The organism is Terrihabitans aquatilis (genome assembly GCF_052542005.1).
In genome coordinates this window covers 159,251-177,365 of the sequence record NZ_JBOCUO010000001.1, presented here as the reverse complement: position 1 = coordinate 177,365, position 18,115 = coordinate 159,251, and the positions used below count along the sequence as shown (strand labels likewise).

General features: G+C 64.2%; 15 protein-coding genes and 1 tRNA gene. 7 read left to right on the top strand and 9 right to left on the bottom strand.

Annotated elements, in window-relative coordinates:
* Window positions 1–37 precede the first annotated feature (37 nt).
* Window positions 38–2,212: a GumC family protein gene (locus ACQ6S1_RS00875; RefSeq protein WP_445039289.1), complete on the bottom strand. Its 2,175-nt coding sequence runs from the start codon at window positions 2,210–2,212 to the stop codon at window positions 38–40.
* 132 nt (window positions 2,213–2,344) lie between these two features.
* Between ACQ6S1_RS00875 and ACQ6S1_RS00870 the strand changes: the two genes are divergently transcribed.
* The 5 genes from ACQ6S1_RS00870 (at window position 2,345) to ACQ6S1_RS00850 (ending at window position 7,779) form a co-directional block, all read left to right on the top strand.
* Window positions 2,345–2,911: a polysaccharide biosynthesis/export family protein gene (locus ACQ6S1_RS00870; protein ID WP_445039288.1), complete on the top strand. Its 567-nt coding sequence runs from the start codon at window positions 2,345–2,347 to the stop codon at window positions 2,909–2,911.
* Window positions 2,911–4,044 carry a glycosyltransferase family 4 protein gene (locus ACQ6S1_RS00865; protein ID WP_445039287.1) on the top strand — a complete coding sequence of 378 codons (1,134 nt, stop codon included), beginning with the start codon at window positions 2,911–2,913 and terminating at the stop codon, window positions 4,042–4,044. Before ACQ6S1_RS00870 ends, ACQ6S1_RS00865 begins: the two co-directional genes overlap by 1 nt.
* Window positions 4,045–4,137: 93 nt before the next feature.
* Window positions 4,138–5,649 carry an undecaprenyl-phosphate glucose phosphotransferase gene (locus tag ACQ6S1_RS00860; protein WP_445039286.1) on the top strand — a complete coding sequence of 504 codons (1,512 nt, stop codon included), beginning with the start codon at window positions 4,138–4,140 and terminating at the stop codon, window positions 5,647–5,649.
* Window positions 5,639–6,964: a lipopolysaccharide biosynthesis protein gene (locus ACQ6S1_RS00855; RefSeq protein ID WP_445039285.1), complete on the top strand. Its 1,326-nt coding sequence runs from the start codon at window positions 5,639–5,641 to the stop codon at window positions 6,962–6,964. Before ACQ6S1_RS00860 ends, ACQ6S1_RS00855 begins: the two co-directional genes overlap by 11 nt.
* A complete protein-coding gene (locus ACQ6S1_RS00850) occupies window positions 6,961–7,779 on the top strand; it encodes a glycosyltransferase (protein WP_445039284.1) in 819 nt (272 codons plus the stop codon). The genes ACQ6S1_RS00855 and ACQ6S1_RS00850 overlap by 4 nt, the downstream gene beginning before the upstream one ends.
* A gap of 19 nt (window positions 7,780–7,798) precedes the next feature.
* Here the strand turns inward: ACQ6S1_RS00850 and ACQ6S1_RS00845 are convergent, their stop codons facing one another.
* A complete protein-coding gene (locus ACQ6S1_RS00845) occupies window positions 7,799–8,977 on the bottom strand; it encodes an O-antigen ligase family protein (RefSeq protein ID WP_445039283.1) in 1,179 nt (392 codons plus the stop codon).
* 102 nt (window positions 8,978–9,079) lie between these two features.
* Entirely contained in the window at window positions 9,080–10,612 is a 1,533-nt protein-coding gene (gene murJ, locus ACQ6S1_RS00840; RefSeq protein WP_445039282.1) for a murein biosynthesis integral membrane protein MurJ, read from the bottom strand.
* Window positions 10,613–10,955: 343 nt separating this feature from the next.
* Between murJ and ACQ6S1_RS00835 the strand changes: the two genes are divergently transcribed.
* Both ACQ6S1_RS00835 and ACQ6S1_RS00830 read left to right on the top strand, forming a co-directional pair.
* On the top strand, window positions 10,956–12,149 hold the full coding sequence (locus tag ACQ6S1_RS00835; RefSeq protein ID WP_445039281.1) for a porin: 1,194 nt from the start codon (window positions 10,956–10,958) through the stop codon (window positions 12,147–12,149).
* 244 nt (window positions 12,150–12,393) lie between these two features.
* Window positions 12,394–12,471: transfer RNA gene (locus ACQ6S1_RS00830), tRNA-Pro, on the top strand.
* 314 nt (window positions 12,472–12,785) lie between these two features.
* Here the strand turns inward: ACQ6S1_RS00830 and ACQ6S1_RS00825 are convergent.
* From ACQ6S1_RS00825 to plsX, 6 genes are all read right to left on the bottom strand, one after another.
* Window positions 12,786–13,604, bottom strand: a complete 819-nt coding sequence (locus ACQ6S1_RS00825; RefSeq protein WP_445039280.1) for a prephenate dehydrogenase/arogenate dehydrogenase family protein — start codon at window positions 13,602–13,604, stop codon at window positions 12,786–12,788.
* 200 nt (window positions 13,605–13,804) lie between these two features.
* Window positions 13,805–14,866: a DUF1963 domain-containing protein gene (locus ACQ6S1_RS00820; RefSeq protein WP_445039279.1), complete on the bottom strand. Its 1,062-nt coding sequence runs from the start codon at window positions 14,864–14,866 to the stop codon at window positions 13,805–13,807.
* Between the two features lie 27 nt (window positions 14,867–14,893).
* The gene (locus tag ACQ6S1_RS00815; RefSeq protein WP_445039278.1) at window positions 14,894–15,562 is read right to left on the bottom strand and encodes a MerR family transcriptional regulator; all 669 of its coding nucleotides are present in this window, start codon (window positions 15,560–15,562) and stop codon (window positions 14,894–14,896) included.
* A 32-nt stretch (window positions 15,563–15,594) separates the two neighbouring features.
* On the bottom strand, window positions 15,595–15,906 hold the full coding sequence (locus ACQ6S1_RS00810) for an integration host factor subunit alpha (protein ID WP_445039277.1): 312 nt from the start codon (window positions 15,904–15,906) through the stop codon (window positions 15,595–15,597).
* A gap of 82 nt (window positions 15,907–15,988) precedes the next feature.
* A complete protein-coding gene (locus tag ACQ6S1_RS00805) occupies window positions 15,989–16,969 on the bottom strand; it encodes a beta-ketoacyl-ACP synthase III (RefSeq protein WP_445039276.1) in 981 nt (326 codons plus the stop codon).
* The gene (plsX, locus tag ACQ6S1_RS00800) at window positions 16,966–18,030 is read right to left on the bottom strand and encodes a phosphate acyltransferase PlsX (protein ID WP_445039275.1); all 1,065 of its coding nucleotides are present in this window, start codon (window positions 18,028–18,030) and stop codon (window positions 16,966–16,968) included. Before plsX ends, ACQ6S1_RS00805 begins: the two co-directional genes overlap by 4 nt.
* Between the last annotated feature and the right edge of the window lie 85 nt (window positions 18,031–18,115).

Below are 18,115 nucleotides of genomic sequence, written 5' to 3'. Positions count from 1 at the left end.
AGAGTTTTTCGCAGCCTTTGGGTTCGTGCGTCTTCCATCATGCGCCGGTCGTGTTCCCGGGACGCATGACGGGATGGTTCTCGGCCACCAGCACTATGATGTCGCTCAGCCCCGCCGCCAGCAATTCGTTGTGAATGGCTGTTGTCGCCGTGTCGCCAGCATCCCGCGCCACCAGAATGGCGGCGCCCGTATGCTTTGCGAGAGCCTTCATGCGGTCGTTTCGTTCGGCGGAAGGGCCGACGACGATAACGAAATCATAGGTCAGGCCCAGCGCATCGAAGATCAGTCCGATGCGGGAAATGTTCGCCGAATCGAGGGGATCGGCTTTCCCGCGGGCGATGAGATGAACCGAGGACGCCTTGTCGCGCTGGATGGCCTGGGAGAATGAGGCGTCACCGGCCGCGAGCTCTCCGAGCCCGGAAACGGCCGCCATGCCCAAAGCCTCCCCGAAGCGCTCACTCTCCCCGCCCGCGTCGACCACGATGGGCTTGCGCCCGCCATTGGCGAGGGAGCGAGCCAGCGACAGAGCGATGCCCCCGACATCGAGCTTGGATGATGCGGCGATGGCCAGAATGTTGAGAGCACCCTCGCCCTTCGGCGTTGCCGCCAGATGGGCCGCAAGCTCGGACAGCATGCGCATGTCGGCCGCCTCGATCTCCATATCGGGACTTCCGGTCAGCGCGCTGACGCGCGGCTGCCCGGCATTGCCCGTGTTCTGCGGGTCGACAGGGGCGGCACCGGCCGAATCGGCATTGAGCCTTTTTCGCGAGCGTCCGGCAGGTTCGGGATGCATGGGCGATGTCGACATGGATTGGGACAGGAACTCGATGAGCGCCACGACGATGACCGCAAGCAGCAGCATGGCGATGCTGCTGAAGGCGATGATCGCCAGAGGCTGGGGCGTGTAAGGGGTGACGGCCGGGGCGGCGCGCGAAATGATTCGGGCATCGGCCGGCGTGGATTCGAGCTGCTGGCGGGCGGTGGCATCCCGGTAGCGGGTCAGGAATTGCTCCAGAAGGTCACGCTGCGCGCGCGCTTCGCGCTCCAGGGCGCGCAATTGCACTTCCTGCTCGCTTGCTGCGCCGGCGGCCGTTTTCTGGGTGTCGAGCGTCGCGCGTATATTGGCGACGCGGCCCTCGGCCAGCTTCGCCTCGTTCTCGAAGGCGCGTGCGAGCTTGCCGCCCTCGTCCCGAATCTGGGCATCGATGGAGGCCAGCTGCGCATTCAATTGCTGCATGCGGGGGTGGCCCGGAAGGAAGGTGCGGGCCTCGCGGGCCATGGCCGCTGCGAGGCTTCCGCGCTGGTCCGCCAGACGGCGAATCTGTTCCGAATTGACGAGATCGAGCGATTCCGCCGGCCGGCCCGAAGTGATCGCGCGCCGCACGGCGGCAGCCTTGGCCTCGGCTTCGGATTGCTGACCCAGCGCCTGCGTCAGCGCGCTGTTCAGATCGTTCAATTGCTGCGCGGGCAGCGTGGAATTGTTGGCGCCCGTGAAGAGATTGTTGTCCGCGCGGTATTTCTCGACCCGCGCCTCGGCCTCCGCGACGCGCCGGCTCATATCGCCGATCTGGTCGTTGAGCCAGGTGGAGGCACGCTGCGTGGCGGCCTGCTTCGCGCTTTGCTGCATCTGCAGATAGCGCTCGGCGATGGCGTTGGTGGCCTCGGCCGCGAGGTTTGGGTCTTCGGAGGCGAATTCCACCGAGATAACGCGCGAGACGGGAACTGCCGACACCGTGAGGTTGCGGATGTAGCTCTGAAGCGCCTTCTCCTCGCGGCTCGCCAGATCGTCCCGGCTGCCGATGCCGAGCAGAGTGAGCAATCCCGCAATGCCGGACGGCCCCTCCTCCTCCACGAATTCCGGCTTGTCGGCGAGCCCGAGGTCGCGCACCACGCTGACCGCAAGATCGCGCGACAGCAGAAGCTGAACCTGGCTTTGCACGGCCAGCTCATCGGCTGCGGCACCGCCGCTTTGCCCGCCGTCTGCCGGGCGAGTGTAGGGCGTCTCTCCTGCCTCGACGAGGATGAGCGCCTGAGACTTGAACTTCGGAACGATTTGGCCGGAGACGAATGCTGCCGCGACGGCAGCCAGCAAGGTGGGGACGACGACCCAGCCCTTGCGACGCCAAAGCGCCCGGCCCACACGGCCGAGATCGATCTCGCCATCGGACGCGGCACGGCTCTGTGTCTGTCCAATGGTCGGCGCAGCCGGCATGCTGATCGGTTCCCTCGCTTTTCGAGAGATTACGCAGGCTCAGGTTTCACGCGCGTTAACCCTGCAACCAAGGTTTTGTTAACCATAATAACGTATCCGGGAGGTGTCGCTCTCGACGCCTTAAGGACTGCCATGCCTCGCTTTTCTCCATGGCTCTTGCTGCTGCCCCTGATGGCCGCGCCGCTTGCCGCCTGCACGCCGCCGGCGGAACAGGGCACGATGGCCGCGCCACTGCGCGAGGCGCCCTACACGCTGGGAAGCGGGGACCGACTTCGCATCACCGTGTTCGACCAGGCGAATCTCTCCGGCAGCTACAATGTTGATGCGGCCGGCATGGTGACGATGCCTCTGGTGGGCGCACTGCCGGTCAACGGACGCACACCGCAGAACGTGAAGGCGACGATCGAGGCGCGCTTGCGCAAGGAATTCCTGCGTGAGCCGAACGTCTCGGTGGAGATCGAGGCCTACCGCCCGTTCTTCATCTTCGGCGAGGTGACGCAGTCCGGCCAATACCCTTACGTGGCGGGCATGACGGCCGAGCAGGCGATCGCCATTGCCGGCGGATATACGCCGCGCGGCCGCAAGGGCGCCGTGATGCTGGCGCGCCGCGACGGCGACGCCGTGGTGCGAATCGAGGTGCCGCTGACCACCCTGGTGAAACCGGGCGACACGATCTACGTGAAAGAGCGCTGGTTCTGATGGACGGGCGGCCGCTGCGGATATTGCAGGTCTTCCGGGCCCCGCTCGGCGGCCTGTTCCGGCATGTGATCGATCTGACCCGGGGCCAGATCGCGCTCGGGCATCAGGTCGGCATATTGTGTGCGTCGAACTCCGGAAACGCGCGTGACGCGGAGGTTCTGCGCCGGCTGGAACCCGACCTCGCTCTCGGCCTGCGCCGCATTCCCATGGCGCGGCAGATCGGATGGTCGGACGCCGCGGCCGTGCGCACGATGATGCGGCTGCGCGCGGACACGAAGCCGGACATCATTCACGGACACGGCTCCAAGGGCGGCGCCTATTCCCGCCTGCCCGCTCTGTTCGACCGCAGCTGGCCGACTACGTGCTACACGCCGCACGGTGGCAGCTTCCATTACGTGCCCGGCACGCGTGTCTATCGGGTCTATTCCTCCGCGGAACGCCTGCTGGCGCGGCACACCGATCTTTTTCTGAACGAGAGCGAATACATCGCGGCCAAGGTGCGCGCTATGCTCGGCGCCCGCGCGCAGCTCGTCCGCGTGGTTCACAACGGCGTGGCGGACAGCGAATTCGCGCCGATCCAGAAGAACGCGACCGTGGCCGACCTGCTCTATATCGGGGAGCTGCGGTTCCTGAAGGGCATCGACATCCTGCTGGAGGCCGTGGCGCAGCTGAGGACCGGCGGCCTTGCCCCCACGCTGCGCATCCAGGGCTCGGGACCGGACGCGTCGGCAATCCGTGAGAGAACGTCGGAGCTCGGCCTGGACGATCTCGTGACATTCGCGCCGCCCGGCCCCATCCGCGAGGCGCTGGCCGCCAGCCGCATCATGGTGGTGCCATCGCGCAATGAATCGTTGCCCTATGTGGTGCTGGAGGCGGCGGCCGCACGCCAGCCCCTGGTGGCGACGCGCGTCGGCGGCATTCCGGAAATCTTCGGACCGTTCGCCGGCCGGCTGGTCGAGCCCGAATCCGCCGATCACATGGCGATGGCGCTGCGCACCGCGCTGACCGCCTCCCCGCAAGAACTTGTGGCGCAGGCCGATGAACTTTCCGAGCGTATCGCAAAGCTTTTCTCGCTCGAAACCATGGTTTCCGGCATCATGGCCGCCTACCGGGATGCTCTTTCCGGTAGATAGTGGCGTTTACTGCGGTCGCGGTTAAGGCTTCCGTGACCGATCGGGTTCATGCATAGGACCTCTGCACCACGATCAGGCCGCCGGAAATCGCTGATGAGCCTCGACAATCTTGTCTCTCCCAATCCTGACCGCAACGACACGCGGCCAACGGGAGGATTGTCGCCGACGGCCCGGGCAGTGGCGGCCGAGCCTGTAAGACCGACCTATTCGCCCATCGTGGTCGCCGGACTGGTGCGGATCTGGGAGGCAGCCGCCCTGCTCATCGCCGGGATCACGGCGCGGCTGGCGCTCGGCACCTCGCAATCGGACGGATTGTGGCCGGAGATCCTTCTGGTGGCGGCCAACGCCATCGGCGCCGTCATCGTGTTCGAGGCGGCACAGCTTTATTCCATGCCGATGTTCCGCAGCCGGGTGCCGCAAGCGCTGCGCCTCGCCATTGCCTGGACCGGCCTGATGGCCGTGCTGCTGCTGGGCCTCGTCGTGCTGGGCTGGCGTGCCCCCATCCTTCCCTGGCTCGCGGGGTGGTGGTCGATCGGCCTGGTGGTGCTCGGCCTGGGGCGGCTCGTGCTGCACGGGCTCGTGACGTATTGGACGGCTAAAGGGCGATTGTCGCGGCGCACCGCCATCGTGGGTGGCGGAAGCCTCGGCGAGGGGCTGATCCGGGAAATCCAGAACGATCCGAAGAGCGACGTGGAATTGTGCGGCGTGTTCGACGACCGCACCGACGAGCGCTCGCCCGACGTGGTGGCGGGGCTGCCGAAGCTCGGCACCGTGGGCGATCTCGTCGAATTCGCGCGGCGCACGCGGCTCGACCTCATTATCTTCTCGCTGCCGATCTCGGCCGAGGGACGCATCCTTGAAATGCTGCGGAAGCTGCAGGTGCTGCCCATCGACATCCGGCTGGCGGCGCACACCAACAAGCTTCAGTTCCGGCCCCGCTCCTATTCCTATCTGGGATCGGTGCCTGTCATCGACATCTTCGACAAGCCCATCGCGGATTGGGATGTCGTGCTGAAATGGCTGTTCGACCGCATCGTCGGCGGCGTGCTTCTCGTCGCGCTGGCACCTTTGATGGTGGCGGTGGCGATTGCCATCAAGATGGATTCGCCGGGGCCCGTGCTGTTTCGCCAGAAGCGCTACGGCTTCAACAACGAGCTGATCGAGGTCTTCAAGTTCCGCTCGATGTATGTGGACCAGAGCGACGCGACCGCGGCAAAGCTCGTGACCAAGGGCGATCCACGCGTGACGCGGGTTGGACGCTTCATCCGCAAGAGCAGCCTCGATGAACTGCCGCAGCTGTTCAACGTGGTCCTGAAGGGCAATCTCTCGCTGGTCGGTCCGCGCCCGCATGCGGTGCACGCCAAGGCGCAGAACCAGCTCTACGACCAGGTCGTCGACGGCTATTTCGCGCGTCACCGCGTGAAGCCCGGCATTACCGGCTGGGCGCAGATCAATGGCTGGCGTGGCGAGACCGACACCGAGGAGAAGATCCAGCAGCGCGTGGCGCACGATTTGTTCTACATCGAGAACTGGTCGGTGATGTTCGACCTGAAGATCCTCGCCATGACGCCTGTCTCGCTGCTCAAGACCGAACATGCGTATTGAACTGGCGCGCGCGCTCGGACCGCTCGGCCGGCGGATCGATGCCGGGCTTCTGAAGGCCGCCATCGCGACGTCCGGCATGAAGGTGGTGTCAGCGGCGCTGAATTACGCAATGCTGATCGTGCTGGCGCGGCTGATGAGCGTGGACGGCTTCGGCCTCTACGGCATGATCTTCTCGGCCTTTACGCTGGCCGCCGCCTTCCTGACCCTCGGCCAGCCGGTGCTGGTGCTGAAAAGCATCCCCGAATACACGGCAACGGACGACCCGGCGCGCAAGAAAGGCATCATCTTCTTCGGCATCGCCGTGATCGCCGGCGCGTCTGCATTGTTCCTCGTGCTGCTCGCCCTTGCGCATGCGGCCGGCCTGCTGCCGGCCTTCCTTCGGAACAATGCGCTCCTCATCGCCTTCGGCGGGCTGACCATCGTCTACGCGGCGTCCGATTACACCTGCAATCTGCTGCGCGCACTGGGGCACCCTTATCAGGGGCTCGCGCCGCGCGACATCCTGTGGCGGCTTCTGACGATCGCAGGGGCTCTGGCGCTGTCCCGCTCGGGCCTGGTCGAGCCTTTCGAGATCCTGCTCGTTCTGGGTCTCGGCCTTTCGGTGCTGGTGGGCTGGCAGTTCTGGCGCGTCTGGCAAATCGTTCGCCGCACCCTGCCCGACCGGCCGCGCTACGAGCCACGAACCTGGCGGGTGTCATCGGTGTGGATGGCCATAGGCTCGATGCTGTTCGTGGCCTCGCTGACCGTGGACACCGTGATCGTCGGCGCTTTTCTCGGCGCGCAGGACGCAGCCGTCTATTTTTCCGCGGCCCGTACGGCCGCGATCTCCTCACTGCTTCTCGTCGGATTGCGGCTGATCGCGGCCCCGGTCTTCGCGCAGCTCCATTATGGAGCGCGACCGGCGGAATTGCGCAGCCGGATCGAGATGGTCTACGGGCTGTCGGCCGCGACCGCCGCCCTCTTCGGACTATTGGGCTATATCTTCGCGCCGCAGATCATGCAGATGTTCGGCGCTGATTACGCCGACGGCGTCGTCCCCTTCCGTATCCTTCTGATCGGTCTGGCGCTGGCCAATGCGGGCGGCATGTCGTCGTCCATCCTCGAATCCACCGGCGGCGAACGACTGAACGCGATGATCCTGCTTTCCACCCAATCCGTGACGGCCATCGCGATCGCCGTGGCGGCGTCGAAATTCGGCCTGCATGGGGCGGCACTGGCGAAGGCGGCAGGGGTGGCCATCGAGGCCATGCTGCTGACCGTGTGCGTGTTCACCCGCCTGCCGTCATCCTCTCCCCAGCGCGCGGGTGCGGCATGAGGACGTCCGACATCGCCGTGCTGATGCCGGCCTACAATCCCGAGCCAAAGCTGCTTGCCGAGGCGGTGGATGCGCTGCTCGCGCAATCGCGCCCCGTCGATATCATTGTCGTCGACGATGGCTCGCAGGTGGCGGTACGCACGCTGCTGGCGGAGCATGAACGGCTGACGGTGCTGCGGCTGCCGCAGAATGTGGGCGTGACGCGGGCCCGGAACGCGGGCCTGAAATTCATCCTCGACCAGGGCTATTCCTACATCGCCTGCAACGATTGCGACGACATCTCCCTGCCCGACCGATTCGAACTGCAGATGGCTCGCTTCGAGACGGATGGGCGGCTCGACCTGCTCGGCGGAATGTCGCCGACCTATGACGATACGGGCAAGTTCCTGTTCACCCGAGGCACCACAGGCGGTCCGGACTGCATCCGCAAGCGCGTCCGCTACAATCTGCCGTTCGCGCATTCGACGTTCTGCTTCCGGGCCTCGGTGGTCCGGACGTTCGGCGATTACTCGGTCGATTACCCGGCGGGCGAGGATTACGAATTCCTCTATCGCATCATCGCGCGCGGCGGGCAGGTGGATTGCCTGGAAGCGCCGCTTGCGACCTATCTGCTGAACCCGGGCGGAATCACCTACAACAATTGGCGAGCGCAGATTTCGACCCGCCTGAAGACGCAGCTGCATTATTTCGAGCCGCGCGCCTTCGAAAGCTATGTGGGCGTTGCACGCTCCCTGCTGACGCTCGTGGTGCCGCAGGGCCTGTGGCGACCGCTGAAAGTGGTGGTCCGCACCATCGGCCAGCGCCTGCCGGGCTGAGACCCGCGACGCCCGGGGTTCAGACCGCGTGTGCGAGCCGCTCTCGCGAGCGCAGGCGGAGCGCGGCAATGGACAGGCCCCAGACCAGGCCGACCAGCAGAAAATAATGCCGCCAATGATCGGTATCGATGATGAAACCCTCCAGCACCACGCCGAAGAACGTGCCATAGGCGGCAATCAATGCCGGCTGCCAGGGTGAGCGCACCATGATGCCGACAAGGCCGATGATGAGCGTGGTGAGGACGATGCCGTAGTAGGCGAAACCACCGACCCAACCATAGGCATAGAGCGCCGCCAGATAGACATTGTGCGGGTCCATGCCGAACACCTGCGTGAACTGGCCGGGGCCGAGCCCGTTCGGGAACTCGAAGATGCGCAACAGGCCGGCCTGCTGGCTGCCGAACCGTCCATATTCACCGGCATCGTAATAGTTCAGCAGATTGGCGCGCTCGGCGAACATGGCACGAATGGAATCAACCGACAAAAGCCCCGCGACGAGGACGGCCAGCAGGACAACCGCGATGGCGGACAGAACGATGAGGCGCAGGCGAAACCTCGGATCGGTGCTGGTGAGGAACATGAGAACGAGCATGATTCCGGCGGAAGCGGCGAAATGGCCCCACGCGCCGCGCGAGAAGCTGAAGAACAGGCCCAGCATGATGACGAGCAGAGCCAGAAAGCTGAACAGCCGAAAGCCGCGGTAAAGAAGCGCCTGGACCAGATAAAGCAGCGGAAGAATGAGAAAGGGCCCGAACACGTTGGGGTCCTTGAAGCCGCCGCTGGCCCGCCCGTTCAGCACGAACAGATCCTCGGCGCCCGGGAACAGCCGCAGATAACCGGCGGTGCCGAGCAGCGAGGCGATGACCGCCGCGACGACATAGAATTTCAGGAGAACGTCCAGCCGCCGCTCGGTGTTGCGCAGAAGAGCGCAGGCGAAGATCAGGGAGCTGAAGGCCATGTAGAGCGTGATGGCCAGATAGATGACGGCATCGACATCATAAGCCACGCGAATGACGGCGAAGCTGGAGGCAATCGCCCAGATGCCGATGAGCACGATGAGCGGGCTGAGGATGACATCCATCGAGAGCCCTGCCAGAAGCAGCGCACCGAGCAGAAGCATCATGCAGGCTTCATAGGGAGCCGGCTCGACGATGACGAACCAGCTGACCAACATGACGAGCGCAAGCGCACCGAGCACGAGCGATTCGGCACGGACAATTATCCTCGTCGGCTGGGCGGTGGTTGTGGCCAGTGTTCCAGATCCTCTGCGCGGAGCCGTCCGGATTATGGCACGGGGTGTTTAACGGACCCCTTGCCCGAGCCCACGACGGATGAGCAGCCAGCCCAGCCCGAGCACCGCCGCATAGCCGAGCAAGGCCGCCGCGAGCCGCGCCGACACCGGCAGCAATTCCCCCAGTTCGGGAACGAGGCCACGCAAGGGCGCCATGTGGGGCTCCAGCACGGTGAGGATCGCCGCCATGGCGAACGCACCCGCAAGGCCGAGGACAAACATCCGCATGAGCCGGCGATCCGGGCGGAACATGCCGCCTCGCATCAGCAGAACCACGAGGATGAGCGCGTTGACGCACGCCCCGATGGCCGTGGCGAGCGCAAGGCCCGCATGGGCCAGAGGACCTATGAGCGCGATCTTCAAGGCGATGTTGACGAGGATCGACACCGCCAGCGCCTTGACGGGCGTGGCCGTGTCGCCCCGCGCATGGAAGGCCGGCGTCAGCGCGCGCAGGGCGACGACGGCCGTGAGCCCGATGCCATAGGCTTCCAGCGCACGGGCGGAGCCGGCAATGGCCGTCTGATCGAAAGCGCCGCGCCCGAACAACACCGCCAGCACGGGCTCCGACGCCAGCATGAACACCACGACGCAGGGCAGCGTGAGCAGCGCGATGCCTTCGAGCGCGCGATTCAGGCGCTCGCCCGCGCCGACATCATCGCCCGCCGCGACCTTCTTCGACAGGTCGGGCAGCAGGACCACGCCAATGGCGATGCCGATGACCGCGAGCGGCAGCTGATAGAGCCTGTCCGCATAATAGAGAAAGGACACCGAGCCCGACGGGAGGAAGCTCGCAATGATGGTATCGGCGAACATCGCGAGCTGGACACCGGTGGACCCCAGGACGGCCGGGCCGAAGGCGCGCAGGAATTTGCGGAGATCCGGGCTAAGCCGCGGACGCCGGAAGACGAGCGGACCCCAGGTCCGGCGCAGATCAGCATAGACGAATGCCAATTGCGCGAAGCCCGAGACCAGCACGCCCCAGGCCAGAGCATGCGCCGCGCTGGGAAAGGCAAACGCGGCGAACAGCACGCCGATCATCGCGATGTTGAGCAGGATGGGAGCCGCCGCCGCCGCCGCGAACCGTCCATGTGCATTGAGAATGCCCGAGATCAAGGTGACCACGGCGATCAGACCGAGATAGGGAAAGGTGATCCGCGTCAGGTCGACCGTGAGGGCAAACTGGGCCGGGTCGTCGGTGAAGCCGGGGGCCAGAAGGCGCACCAGAACGGGCGTTGCCACCAGTGCGAGCGCAAGCAGGATGAGTTGGACGACGATGACGAGCGACAGGATGGCACCGGCGAACGAGCGCGCTGCATCCTTCCCGTCCTGCGTCAGAACCGCCGAGTAACGCGGCACGAAGGCAGAGTTGAAGGCGCCTTCCGCGAAGATGGCACGGAAATGGTTGGGCAGCCGAAACGCCACCATGAAGGCGTCGGCCAAGGGCCCCGCCCCCAGCATCGCCGCCATCAATACGTCGCGCACGAACCCGAACAGGCGCGACAACAAGGTAAGTCCCGCCACAGAGGCCGCATTCCGCCACACGCCATTCTCTCCCGCCGCGACTGCACGGTCATAAACGCTCGCGAGAGGTTGGTATATGCGCCTTGCCGGCACGGACTTCTGGAACGCACGCTATATTAGAGCGTCTAAAATGTTGCCGAAAATCAACACTGTTTTATTCGAACACCGTTGCGGCGCGATTGTGGCAGAAGTGTCGTGCTCCACCTGTAGACACGCCTCCAGCGTCATTCTAGAGAATTGAGAGTGACTCGACGGGGGCCTTTCGGCGGTTCAATTGCCGGATCGGCCACGTTTCGCGGGTGCATCGCATCCGGTGGGGAAGAAAGAACGGGTCTGTTCTTTCTGGGGTTAAATGGAGACGGGTATGATCAACTATAAGAGCTTAATCCTCGGCGCTGGCCTGGCCGGTGTTGCGGTGTCCGGTTCGTTCGCTGCGGACCTTCCGCTCGCTGAGCCGGTCGAATACGTCAAGGTTTGCGACACCTACGGCAAGGGATATTTCTACATCCCCGGCACTGACACCTGCCTGAAGGTTGGCGGCCTGGTTCGTATGGACCTGCGTTTCGAGCAGGACGATGCTGACGAAGCCGATGACAACTTCATCACCGACGTTCGCGCCCGCATCCAGTTCGACGCTCGCTCCGAGACCGAATGGGGCACGCTCCGCAGCTTCATCGAGTTCGAAGGCCGTTCGGACGGCCTGCAGGGCGGCTACGACGACGGCGCCAGCGCCACCACCGTCCGTCAGGCGTTCGTGCAGTTCGCCGGCATCACCGCCGGTCGCCTGTCGCGCTCGCTCTATGACTTCGTTCAGCAGAAGTCGATCGGCGACTTCTTCTCCGATGAAGGCGTGAACACCCTCGCCTACACGGCTTCGTTCGGTGGTGGCTTCGACGCCACGATCGGCATCGAAGACAAGTACTTCCGCGCTATGCCTTTCGATGAGACCCTCGATCAGAGCTGGCCGAACGTGATCGCCGCTCTTGCTGTGAAGCAGGCTTGGGGTGATGTGAAGATCTCTGCCGCTATCCAGGATAACGCAGGTGATCTCGAAGACATCTTCGTTGGCTTCGATCAGGAAGACGAAATCGGCTGGGCGGTTCAGGCCGGTGTCGGCATCAACCTGCCGGGCGGCGCCAAGGGCTCCAAGGTTTGGGTCCAGGGTGCGTACACCGAGGGTGCGCTTTCCTACATCGGTGGCGAAGAGCTCCCGAGCCTGCGTAACTTCGACCTCCAGGACGACCTGTTCGACCAGGAAATCAACGCTGACGGCGCTCTTGAGAACGTCTCGGCCTTCTCCGTGGGCGGTGGTATCGCCTGGTTCTGGAACGAGCGTTGGAACTCCCACCTGTCCGCGATCTACTACGACTTCGATCGTCCGACCGCCGGTGACCTGAGCTACCTGTTCGTCGAAGCCAGCACCTTCTGGTCGCCGGTCAGCAACCTCGACCTCGGCCTGGCCCTGCAGTACGGCTCGCTCGACGGCGACGATCTGGACCTGACGGACGACGAGGAAGATCAGTTCGCTGTTGTGGGTCGTATCGCCCGCACCTTCTAATCCAACCGATCAGACAGCTTCATGATGGAAACCCCGGCGAGCAATCGCCGGGGTTTTTCTTCGTCAGGATGCCGGTGTGCCGTTGGCAGCGAGAGCATTGGCGCACGGTCGCGATGCCCATTCCGACCTACTAGATCGGTGCTATTGTTCATGGCTACAGACGGCAAACTTCCGCCAGCTTTTCCAAGGAAAGCGCCCTTCCCCACTTGCCCGAACCGGCGAGATCGCCTAGGGAGTTTCTCGTCGGAGCGTAGCGCAGCCCGGTTAGCGCACTAGTCTGGGGGACTAGGGGTCGGAGGTTCAAATCCTCTCGCTCCGACCAGTTTTTCTCTGAGATCAGAGGATTTTGTTTCTTGCTGCATGTGCATCACGCCGCAGAAAGAAACGAGAGGCAAACAAAGCCCGTTAGGCGCCGGAAGCCTCTACAAAATCTCCCACAGCGATTTACCTTCCTGCGCGCCGAACTGCGAGTGCCAGCCATGCGCCCAAGGGGGTTCGGGGGGATTCGCTCTCTTCTCGTGAGGCGAGCACGCCTCGGAATGTCTCCTGTAGTCCACATATATTCGGACGCCAGACTATCCTATGCGCTTGCGCGTCAGTCCGCCCGGCGAATGTGGGCGGCCTATCCGGCAATTGTCATGCCGAGGTGCCGCAGAGATCCAGCACCTCCGATCCAGTCTTGCTGCCGGTTTCCGGCTCGGGCGCGGCTGAAATCGCGAACTCACGATCTACCGCCTGGGCATGACTTAAGAAGGTGTCGCGCACTGCCCGCGAAAAGGGGTTGGCCGTTTCGATCGCTGTGGTGACCTCGGGCGCGTCATCACGAACCATTTCTATCGCCTCCTGGATGAGGTCGAAGCTGCGTGTGGTCATGCGCGTCGGCAGGTTTTCCATCCGAAACAATATCTTCGCGATCAGGTGGGTCAGCCCCTGCGCCAAGGCCGCCTCCCGATCATGTTCTTCCGGTGTTGCGAGAATGACGTTCAGCCCCAACGCGCCCTCAAGAAATCGCCCGACCGCCTTCTCACCTGCCCCGCGAAGCGGACAGAGCACGATCTTCAGCCCCCTTATGCCTTGGCGCGCGCTCATCGGCCCGAACATCGGGTGTGTCGCGATGATCCGCACATCCTGCGGCAAGCCTTCGAGCATCTCGCGGGCCGGCTCCATCTTCACGGAGCCGACATCCAGGACGAGCGCGCCCTTCGTCAGGAACGGCGCAATGGCCTGTATGACCGAACGTAGTGCGCTGACGGGCACGGCCAGAATGACGATGGGCGAGGATGCGACCGTTTGCAGATCGGCGAAATCGACATCGAGGCCGGCGCAGATATCGGCTCCCCCGATATCGAAGACCCGAATGCGAAAGAACGGGCTGAGATGGTGAGCGGCCAGACGACCGAAGGCACCGAAACCGATGATTCCCAGCGGGCCACCGGGGTTTGTAAAGCGTCGCATTGACCTGTTCCGCATCTCGGCCGCGAAACAGAGGATCGCCTACAAAAGAACCGCTGTTTTCGCAGCGGTTGAAGGACACAAAGAACCCACCGCTAAAGATGCGGCGCGTAATAGCTTCCGAAGAGGGCCGGGTTCCTGTTCATGGGGACGCCTTAACGCCCCCACCGAATGGTGTCAATTTTGGCAGTGTTTCCGGAGCCTCAGGTCTGCTGATAAACGACCAGTACGGCGTCAAACCTGCGTTGTCGTAGGTCGTTCTTACGGATCAGAAAGAACACGCTGCCTTCGACGAATCTCGCCTGCATCCAGTCTGCCACGTCGATCTGCAGGAGAAGCTGCCAGTTCGCGGCCTGCGCCTTGATACGGGGATAATTACTTCGCCATTCCTCCGACGGGAGGTGCTGCTGGCCGAATTCGGAGACGACCACAGCGTCGAGGCGAGGATCGCCCTGCTCCGGCTGCGGGCTGCCCAGCACTTGCTGCCGCCGCCACCGCGCTTTCGTATCGGCGTCGTGATGTTCTTCCAGCGCCTCTTCGTAATTCGTACGGAAATCTTCGGTGTCGTCGGCGGCCTCGCCTGAACCCGCGCCCGGCTGAAACTCCGCAAGCCTCTCAATCTCAAGGGACGCCGAATGCGGCATTCTCAATATTGGAGTCAGCACCATGTCGCGCTTCGGCGCACCGTAGATCGTGCCCTCCTCGCCTGAATCGGACCAGGTTTCTCCAAACTCCGCCCGCACAGAGGCCATCTCCTCGGCCTCGCGGCGCGCAGCTTCCTTCAAGTCGTCCGGCATTTCCAGCGGAGCAAGATTCGCGCCCGGAGAATTCTCCCAGATGACGCGCGCGGTTCGGGAGCCGGTGTCCCATGGCCCAACCGCATGATCGTAGAAGAACAGAAGCCGGCCCTCCGAGGGCAGATCTCGCGCCACGTTGCCGAGCCGGGACGCCTCTTCCAGATCGATCTGCGCGATGAAGGCATAGGGGAGATTGGCCTCTATATGAGCCAGCATCGCCTTCGCGCTGTCTGAATTGCCCCTGTCCGCAATCTCCTGCGCGTCAGCTGGACGAGGCGGCCTCGGCCATTCGAATCCCGGCGGCACGTCAGGTGTACCGCCCAGATGCGTCCCTCCCGTCCGCCCGGCGCTGGGCGCGCTCGGCTTGAGAATGATCGCCGGCACCAGGGCATCGACCAGCCGCTCTACCGCAGGTGGGTCGAAGGTCTGCCCGAGAAGTTCCGCCGCCTCTGCAAGCCCGTCGAACATGGATGCTCCGGATTATGGAAGTGAGGATCAGCGGCGATCCAGCATACGACGGCATTCCACCAACTCGCGCAGAATGGCTTCCAATCGCTGCCGCGTGGCGGGTGACGGACCCGCCGGGGCTGTCGGTGCGGGGGCAGGAACGATCGTCGGGGCGCGAACCTGGGGCGGCTGGGATATGGCCGGCGCCGGGGGCGCGGCACGCGCGGCAATCGGCTGGGGCCGGATCGGTGCCACAAGCACTGGGGCGTCCATGACGTCGCCTTCGTCGTCATCTCCGTCGGCGTCGAAATCGTCCTCCGCATCGTCTGCCAGACGTGGCTCGATCCGCCGGAAGGGCTCTTGCCCCTCGTCGGATGGCGGCTCCGCACGCCGGGGCGCGACATCTGCCGGCACCGAGGCGGGAGCATCTTCGCTCTCGTCCTCACCGTCCTGCCACAGAGCCATGACATGACGTGGCCCCTGATCCTTCAGGATGCGCTGGACGCCCCGAATGGTGTAGCCCTGACCGTAAAGCAGATGCTTGATGCCCCGCAGGAGCAGGATGTCGTCAGGCCGGTAATAGCGCCGGCCGCCGCCGCGCTTCAGCGGCTTGATGTGCGCAAAGCGCGTTTCCCAGAAACGCAGGACGTGCTGAGGCAGATCGAGGTCTTCGGCGACCTCGCTGATCGTTCGAAACGCACCTGGAGACTTATCCATGCCCGCAGGATTCGAATGATTCGGCGCCAAGTTCAATCGGCTGCCGGATCCGTCCCGCCATTGATCTGGCTCTTGAGGATGTTGCTGGGCTTGAAGACCAGTACCTTGCGCGGCGGAATGGGGACTTCCTGACCGCTCTTCGGGTTTCGACCCACGCGCTGCCCCTTGGTGCGGACGACGAACGAGCCGAACGAGGACAGCTTCACCATCTCGCCGCGTTCGAGGCTGTCCGAGATCTCCTCCAGAACCGTTTCGACCAGAGCCGCCGATTCTGTGCGGGACAGACCGACCTTCTGATAGACGGCCTCGCTCAGATCCGCTCGCGTCACGGTTCGTGTGCCCATTGTTTCCTCCGGAACTTTCTTGCTTGCGTTCCTGCAATCCAGCGTAGCAACGCCGCTGCAATGGTCAACCAAGCAAGCGGCGTCACCACCGCAAAAGTGCGGAGCCCCAGGTAAATCCGCCGCCCATCGCCTCGAGCATGACGAGGTCGCCCCGCTTGATACGCCCGTCCTGATAGGCCGTGGCCAGAGCCAGCGGTATGGAGGCGGCGGACGTGTTGCCGTGTTGATCGACCGTGATGACGACTTTTTCGCGGTCGATGCCGAGTTTATCGGCGCTGGCGTCGATGATGCGCTTGTTGGCCTGGTGTGGCACGAACCAGTTCAGATCCTCCGAGGACAGGCCCGTGGCCTTGTAGGCGTCGTAGACCACGTCGGTGATCATGCCGACCGCGTGGCGGAACACTTCCCGGCCCTCCATCGTCAGCATGCCCACCGTGCCCGTGGAGGACGGGCCGCCATCGGTGCAGAGTTTCGGGCCGTGGCGGCCGTCGGAGCGGATGTGCGTGGTCAGCACTCCGCGATCGGTCTTGACGTCGCCCGGCTGTTCCTGCGCTTCGAGGATGATGGCGCCCGCGCCATCGCCGAACAGAACACAGGTGGTGCGGTCTTCCCAATTGAGGATGCGCGACATCGTGTCGACGCCGATGACGAGCACCCGCTTGTGGCTGCCGGAGAGGAGGAATTTGTCGGCGATCGAGATGCCGTAGACGAAGCCCGAGCACACAGCCTGCACGTCGAACGCCGCGCCGTGGAACATTCCGAGGCTCGACTGGATCTGCGTCGCGGTCGAGGGGAAGGTGAGATCGGGCGTGGTGGTGCCGACGATGATGAGATCGAGGTCATCGGGCGTGAGGCCGGCATCGGCCAGAGCCGCCTTGGCCGCAGCGAGACCGAGGCTGGAGGTGGTTTCGCCCTCGCCTGCCAGATAACGCTGGCGGATTCCCGTGCGCTGAACGATCCACTCGTCGGAGGTATCGACCCGCTCCGCGAGCTCGGCATTGGTGACGACCTGAGCGGGCAACGCACTGCCCATGCCCACAACGACCGAACGCAAAAATGTCACGATAACGCGGCTCCCCCTGCGGACGCGGGATTGGCCTCACGGGTCCGGTCGTAATCTGCAAGACCGGCGGAAATCCGGGTCAGCAATTCATAGCGGGCCATGTCATGCCCGAGTTCGATGGCGGCGGCAAATGCTTCGGCGTCCGATCCACCGTGGCTTTTGATGACGATGCCGTTCAAGCCGAGAAACACGCCGCCGTTCGAATTGCGCGGATCGAGCTTCTCACGCAGGGCGTCGAACGCAGGTTTCGCCAGCAGGTAGCCGAGCTTGGTGCGCCAGGTGCGCGACAGGGCGCTGCGGAGAAAATGCGAGATCTGCCGGGCCGTACCCTCGGCTGTCTTCAGAGCGATGTTCCCGGAGAAGCCTTCGGTGACGACGACGTCGACCGTGCCCTTGCCGATGTCGTCGCCCTCGACGAAGCCCTTGTATTCGAGGCCGAGACTGCCGCCCTCGCGAAGGATCTGCGCGGCGGCCTTGACCTCCTCCACGCCCTTCATCTCCTCGACGCCGACATTCAGCAGCCCCACCGTGGGACATTCGAGATCGAACACAATGCGGGCCATGGCACTGCCCATGACAGCGAAATCGACGAGCTGGCGGGCGTCGGCACCGATGGTGGCGCCCATATCGAGCACCACGGATTCGCCGCGCAATGTGGGCCACAGGCCGGCAATGGCCGGACGGGCGACACCTGCCATGGTGCGGAGATTGATGGTCGACATCGCCATGAGGGCGCCGGTATTGCCCGCCGAGACGGCGATATCGGCCGTGCCCGTCTTCACGGCGTCCACCGCCATCCACATGCTGGAGCGGCGGCCGCTGCGCAGAGCCTGGCTGGGCTTGTCTTCCATGCGCACGATGTCGTCGGCGTGGATGCGCTCGGACGCGGCCTTCAGCGCGGGATAGCGATCGAGCAGCGGATCGACGTCGGCGCTGCGGCCGAAGAACACGAAGAAGCTGTCGGGTTTTCGCTCAAGCGCCAGAGCGGCGCCCGCCACGATAGCGTCCGGGGCGTGGTCTCCGCCCATGGCGTCCAGGGCGATGCGAATGACTTTTGACATAATTGGCTGACGATGCGCCTCACACGCGGAAACGGCATGGCCGGAAAGGCGCGGGACAATACCGCCTCCGCGCTGCGGCGCAAGC

Excerpts from the sequence above, each read along its gene's own strand:
- ACQ6S1_RS00835 (WP_445039281.1), top strand. The coding sequence starts at position 10,956 with ATGATCAACTATAAGAGCTTAATCCTCGGCGCTGGCCTGGCCGGTGTT.
- ACQ6S1_RS00810 (WP_445039277.1), bottom strand. The coding sequence starts at position 15,906 with ATGGGCACACGAACCGTGACGCGAGCGGATCTGAGCGAGGCCGTCTAT.
- ACQ6S1_RS00820 (WP_445039279.1), bottom strand. The coding sequence starts at position 14,866 with ATGTTCGACGGGCTTGCAGAGGCGGCGGAACTTCTCGGGCAGACCTTC.
- plsX (WP_445039275.1), bottom strand. The coding sequence starts at position 18,030 with ATGTCAAAAGTCATTCGCATCGCCCTGGACGCCATGGGCGGAGACCAC.
- ACQ6S1_RS00860 (WP_445039286.1), top strand. The coding sequence starts at position 4,138 with ATGAGCCTCGACAATCTTGTCTCTCCCAATCCTGACCGCAACGACACG.
- ACQ6S1_RS00865 (WP_445039287.1), top strand. The coding sequence starts at position 2,911 with ATGGACGGGCGGCCGCTGCGGATATTGCAGGTCTTCCGGGCCCCGCTC.
- ACQ6S1_RS00870 (WP_445039288.1), top strand. The coding sequence starts at position 2,345 with ATGCCTCGCTTTTCTCCATGGCTCTTGCTGCTGCCCCTGATGGCCGCG.
- ACQ6S1_RS00815 (WP_445039278.1), bottom strand. The coding sequence starts at position 15,562 with ATGGATAAGTCTCCAGGTGCGTTTCGAACGATCAGCGAGGTCGCCGAA.
- ACQ6S1_RS00875 (WP_445039289.1), bottom strand. The coding sequence starts at position 2,212 with ATGCCGGCTGCGCCGACCATTGGACAGACACAGAGCCGTGCCGCGTCC.
- ACQ6S1_RS00825 (WP_445039280.1), bottom strand. The coding sequence starts at position 13,604 with ATGCGACGCTTTACAAACCCCGGTGGCCCGCTGGGAATCATCGGTTTC.
- ACQ6S1_RS00850 (WP_445039284.1), top strand. The coding sequence starts at position 6,961 with ATGAGGACGTCCGACATCGCCGTGCTGATGCCGGCCTACAATCCCGAG.
- ACQ6S1_RS00855 (WP_445039285.1), top strand. The coding sequence starts at position 5,639 with ATGCGTATTGAACTGGCGCGCGCGCTCGGACCGCTCGGCCGGCGGATC.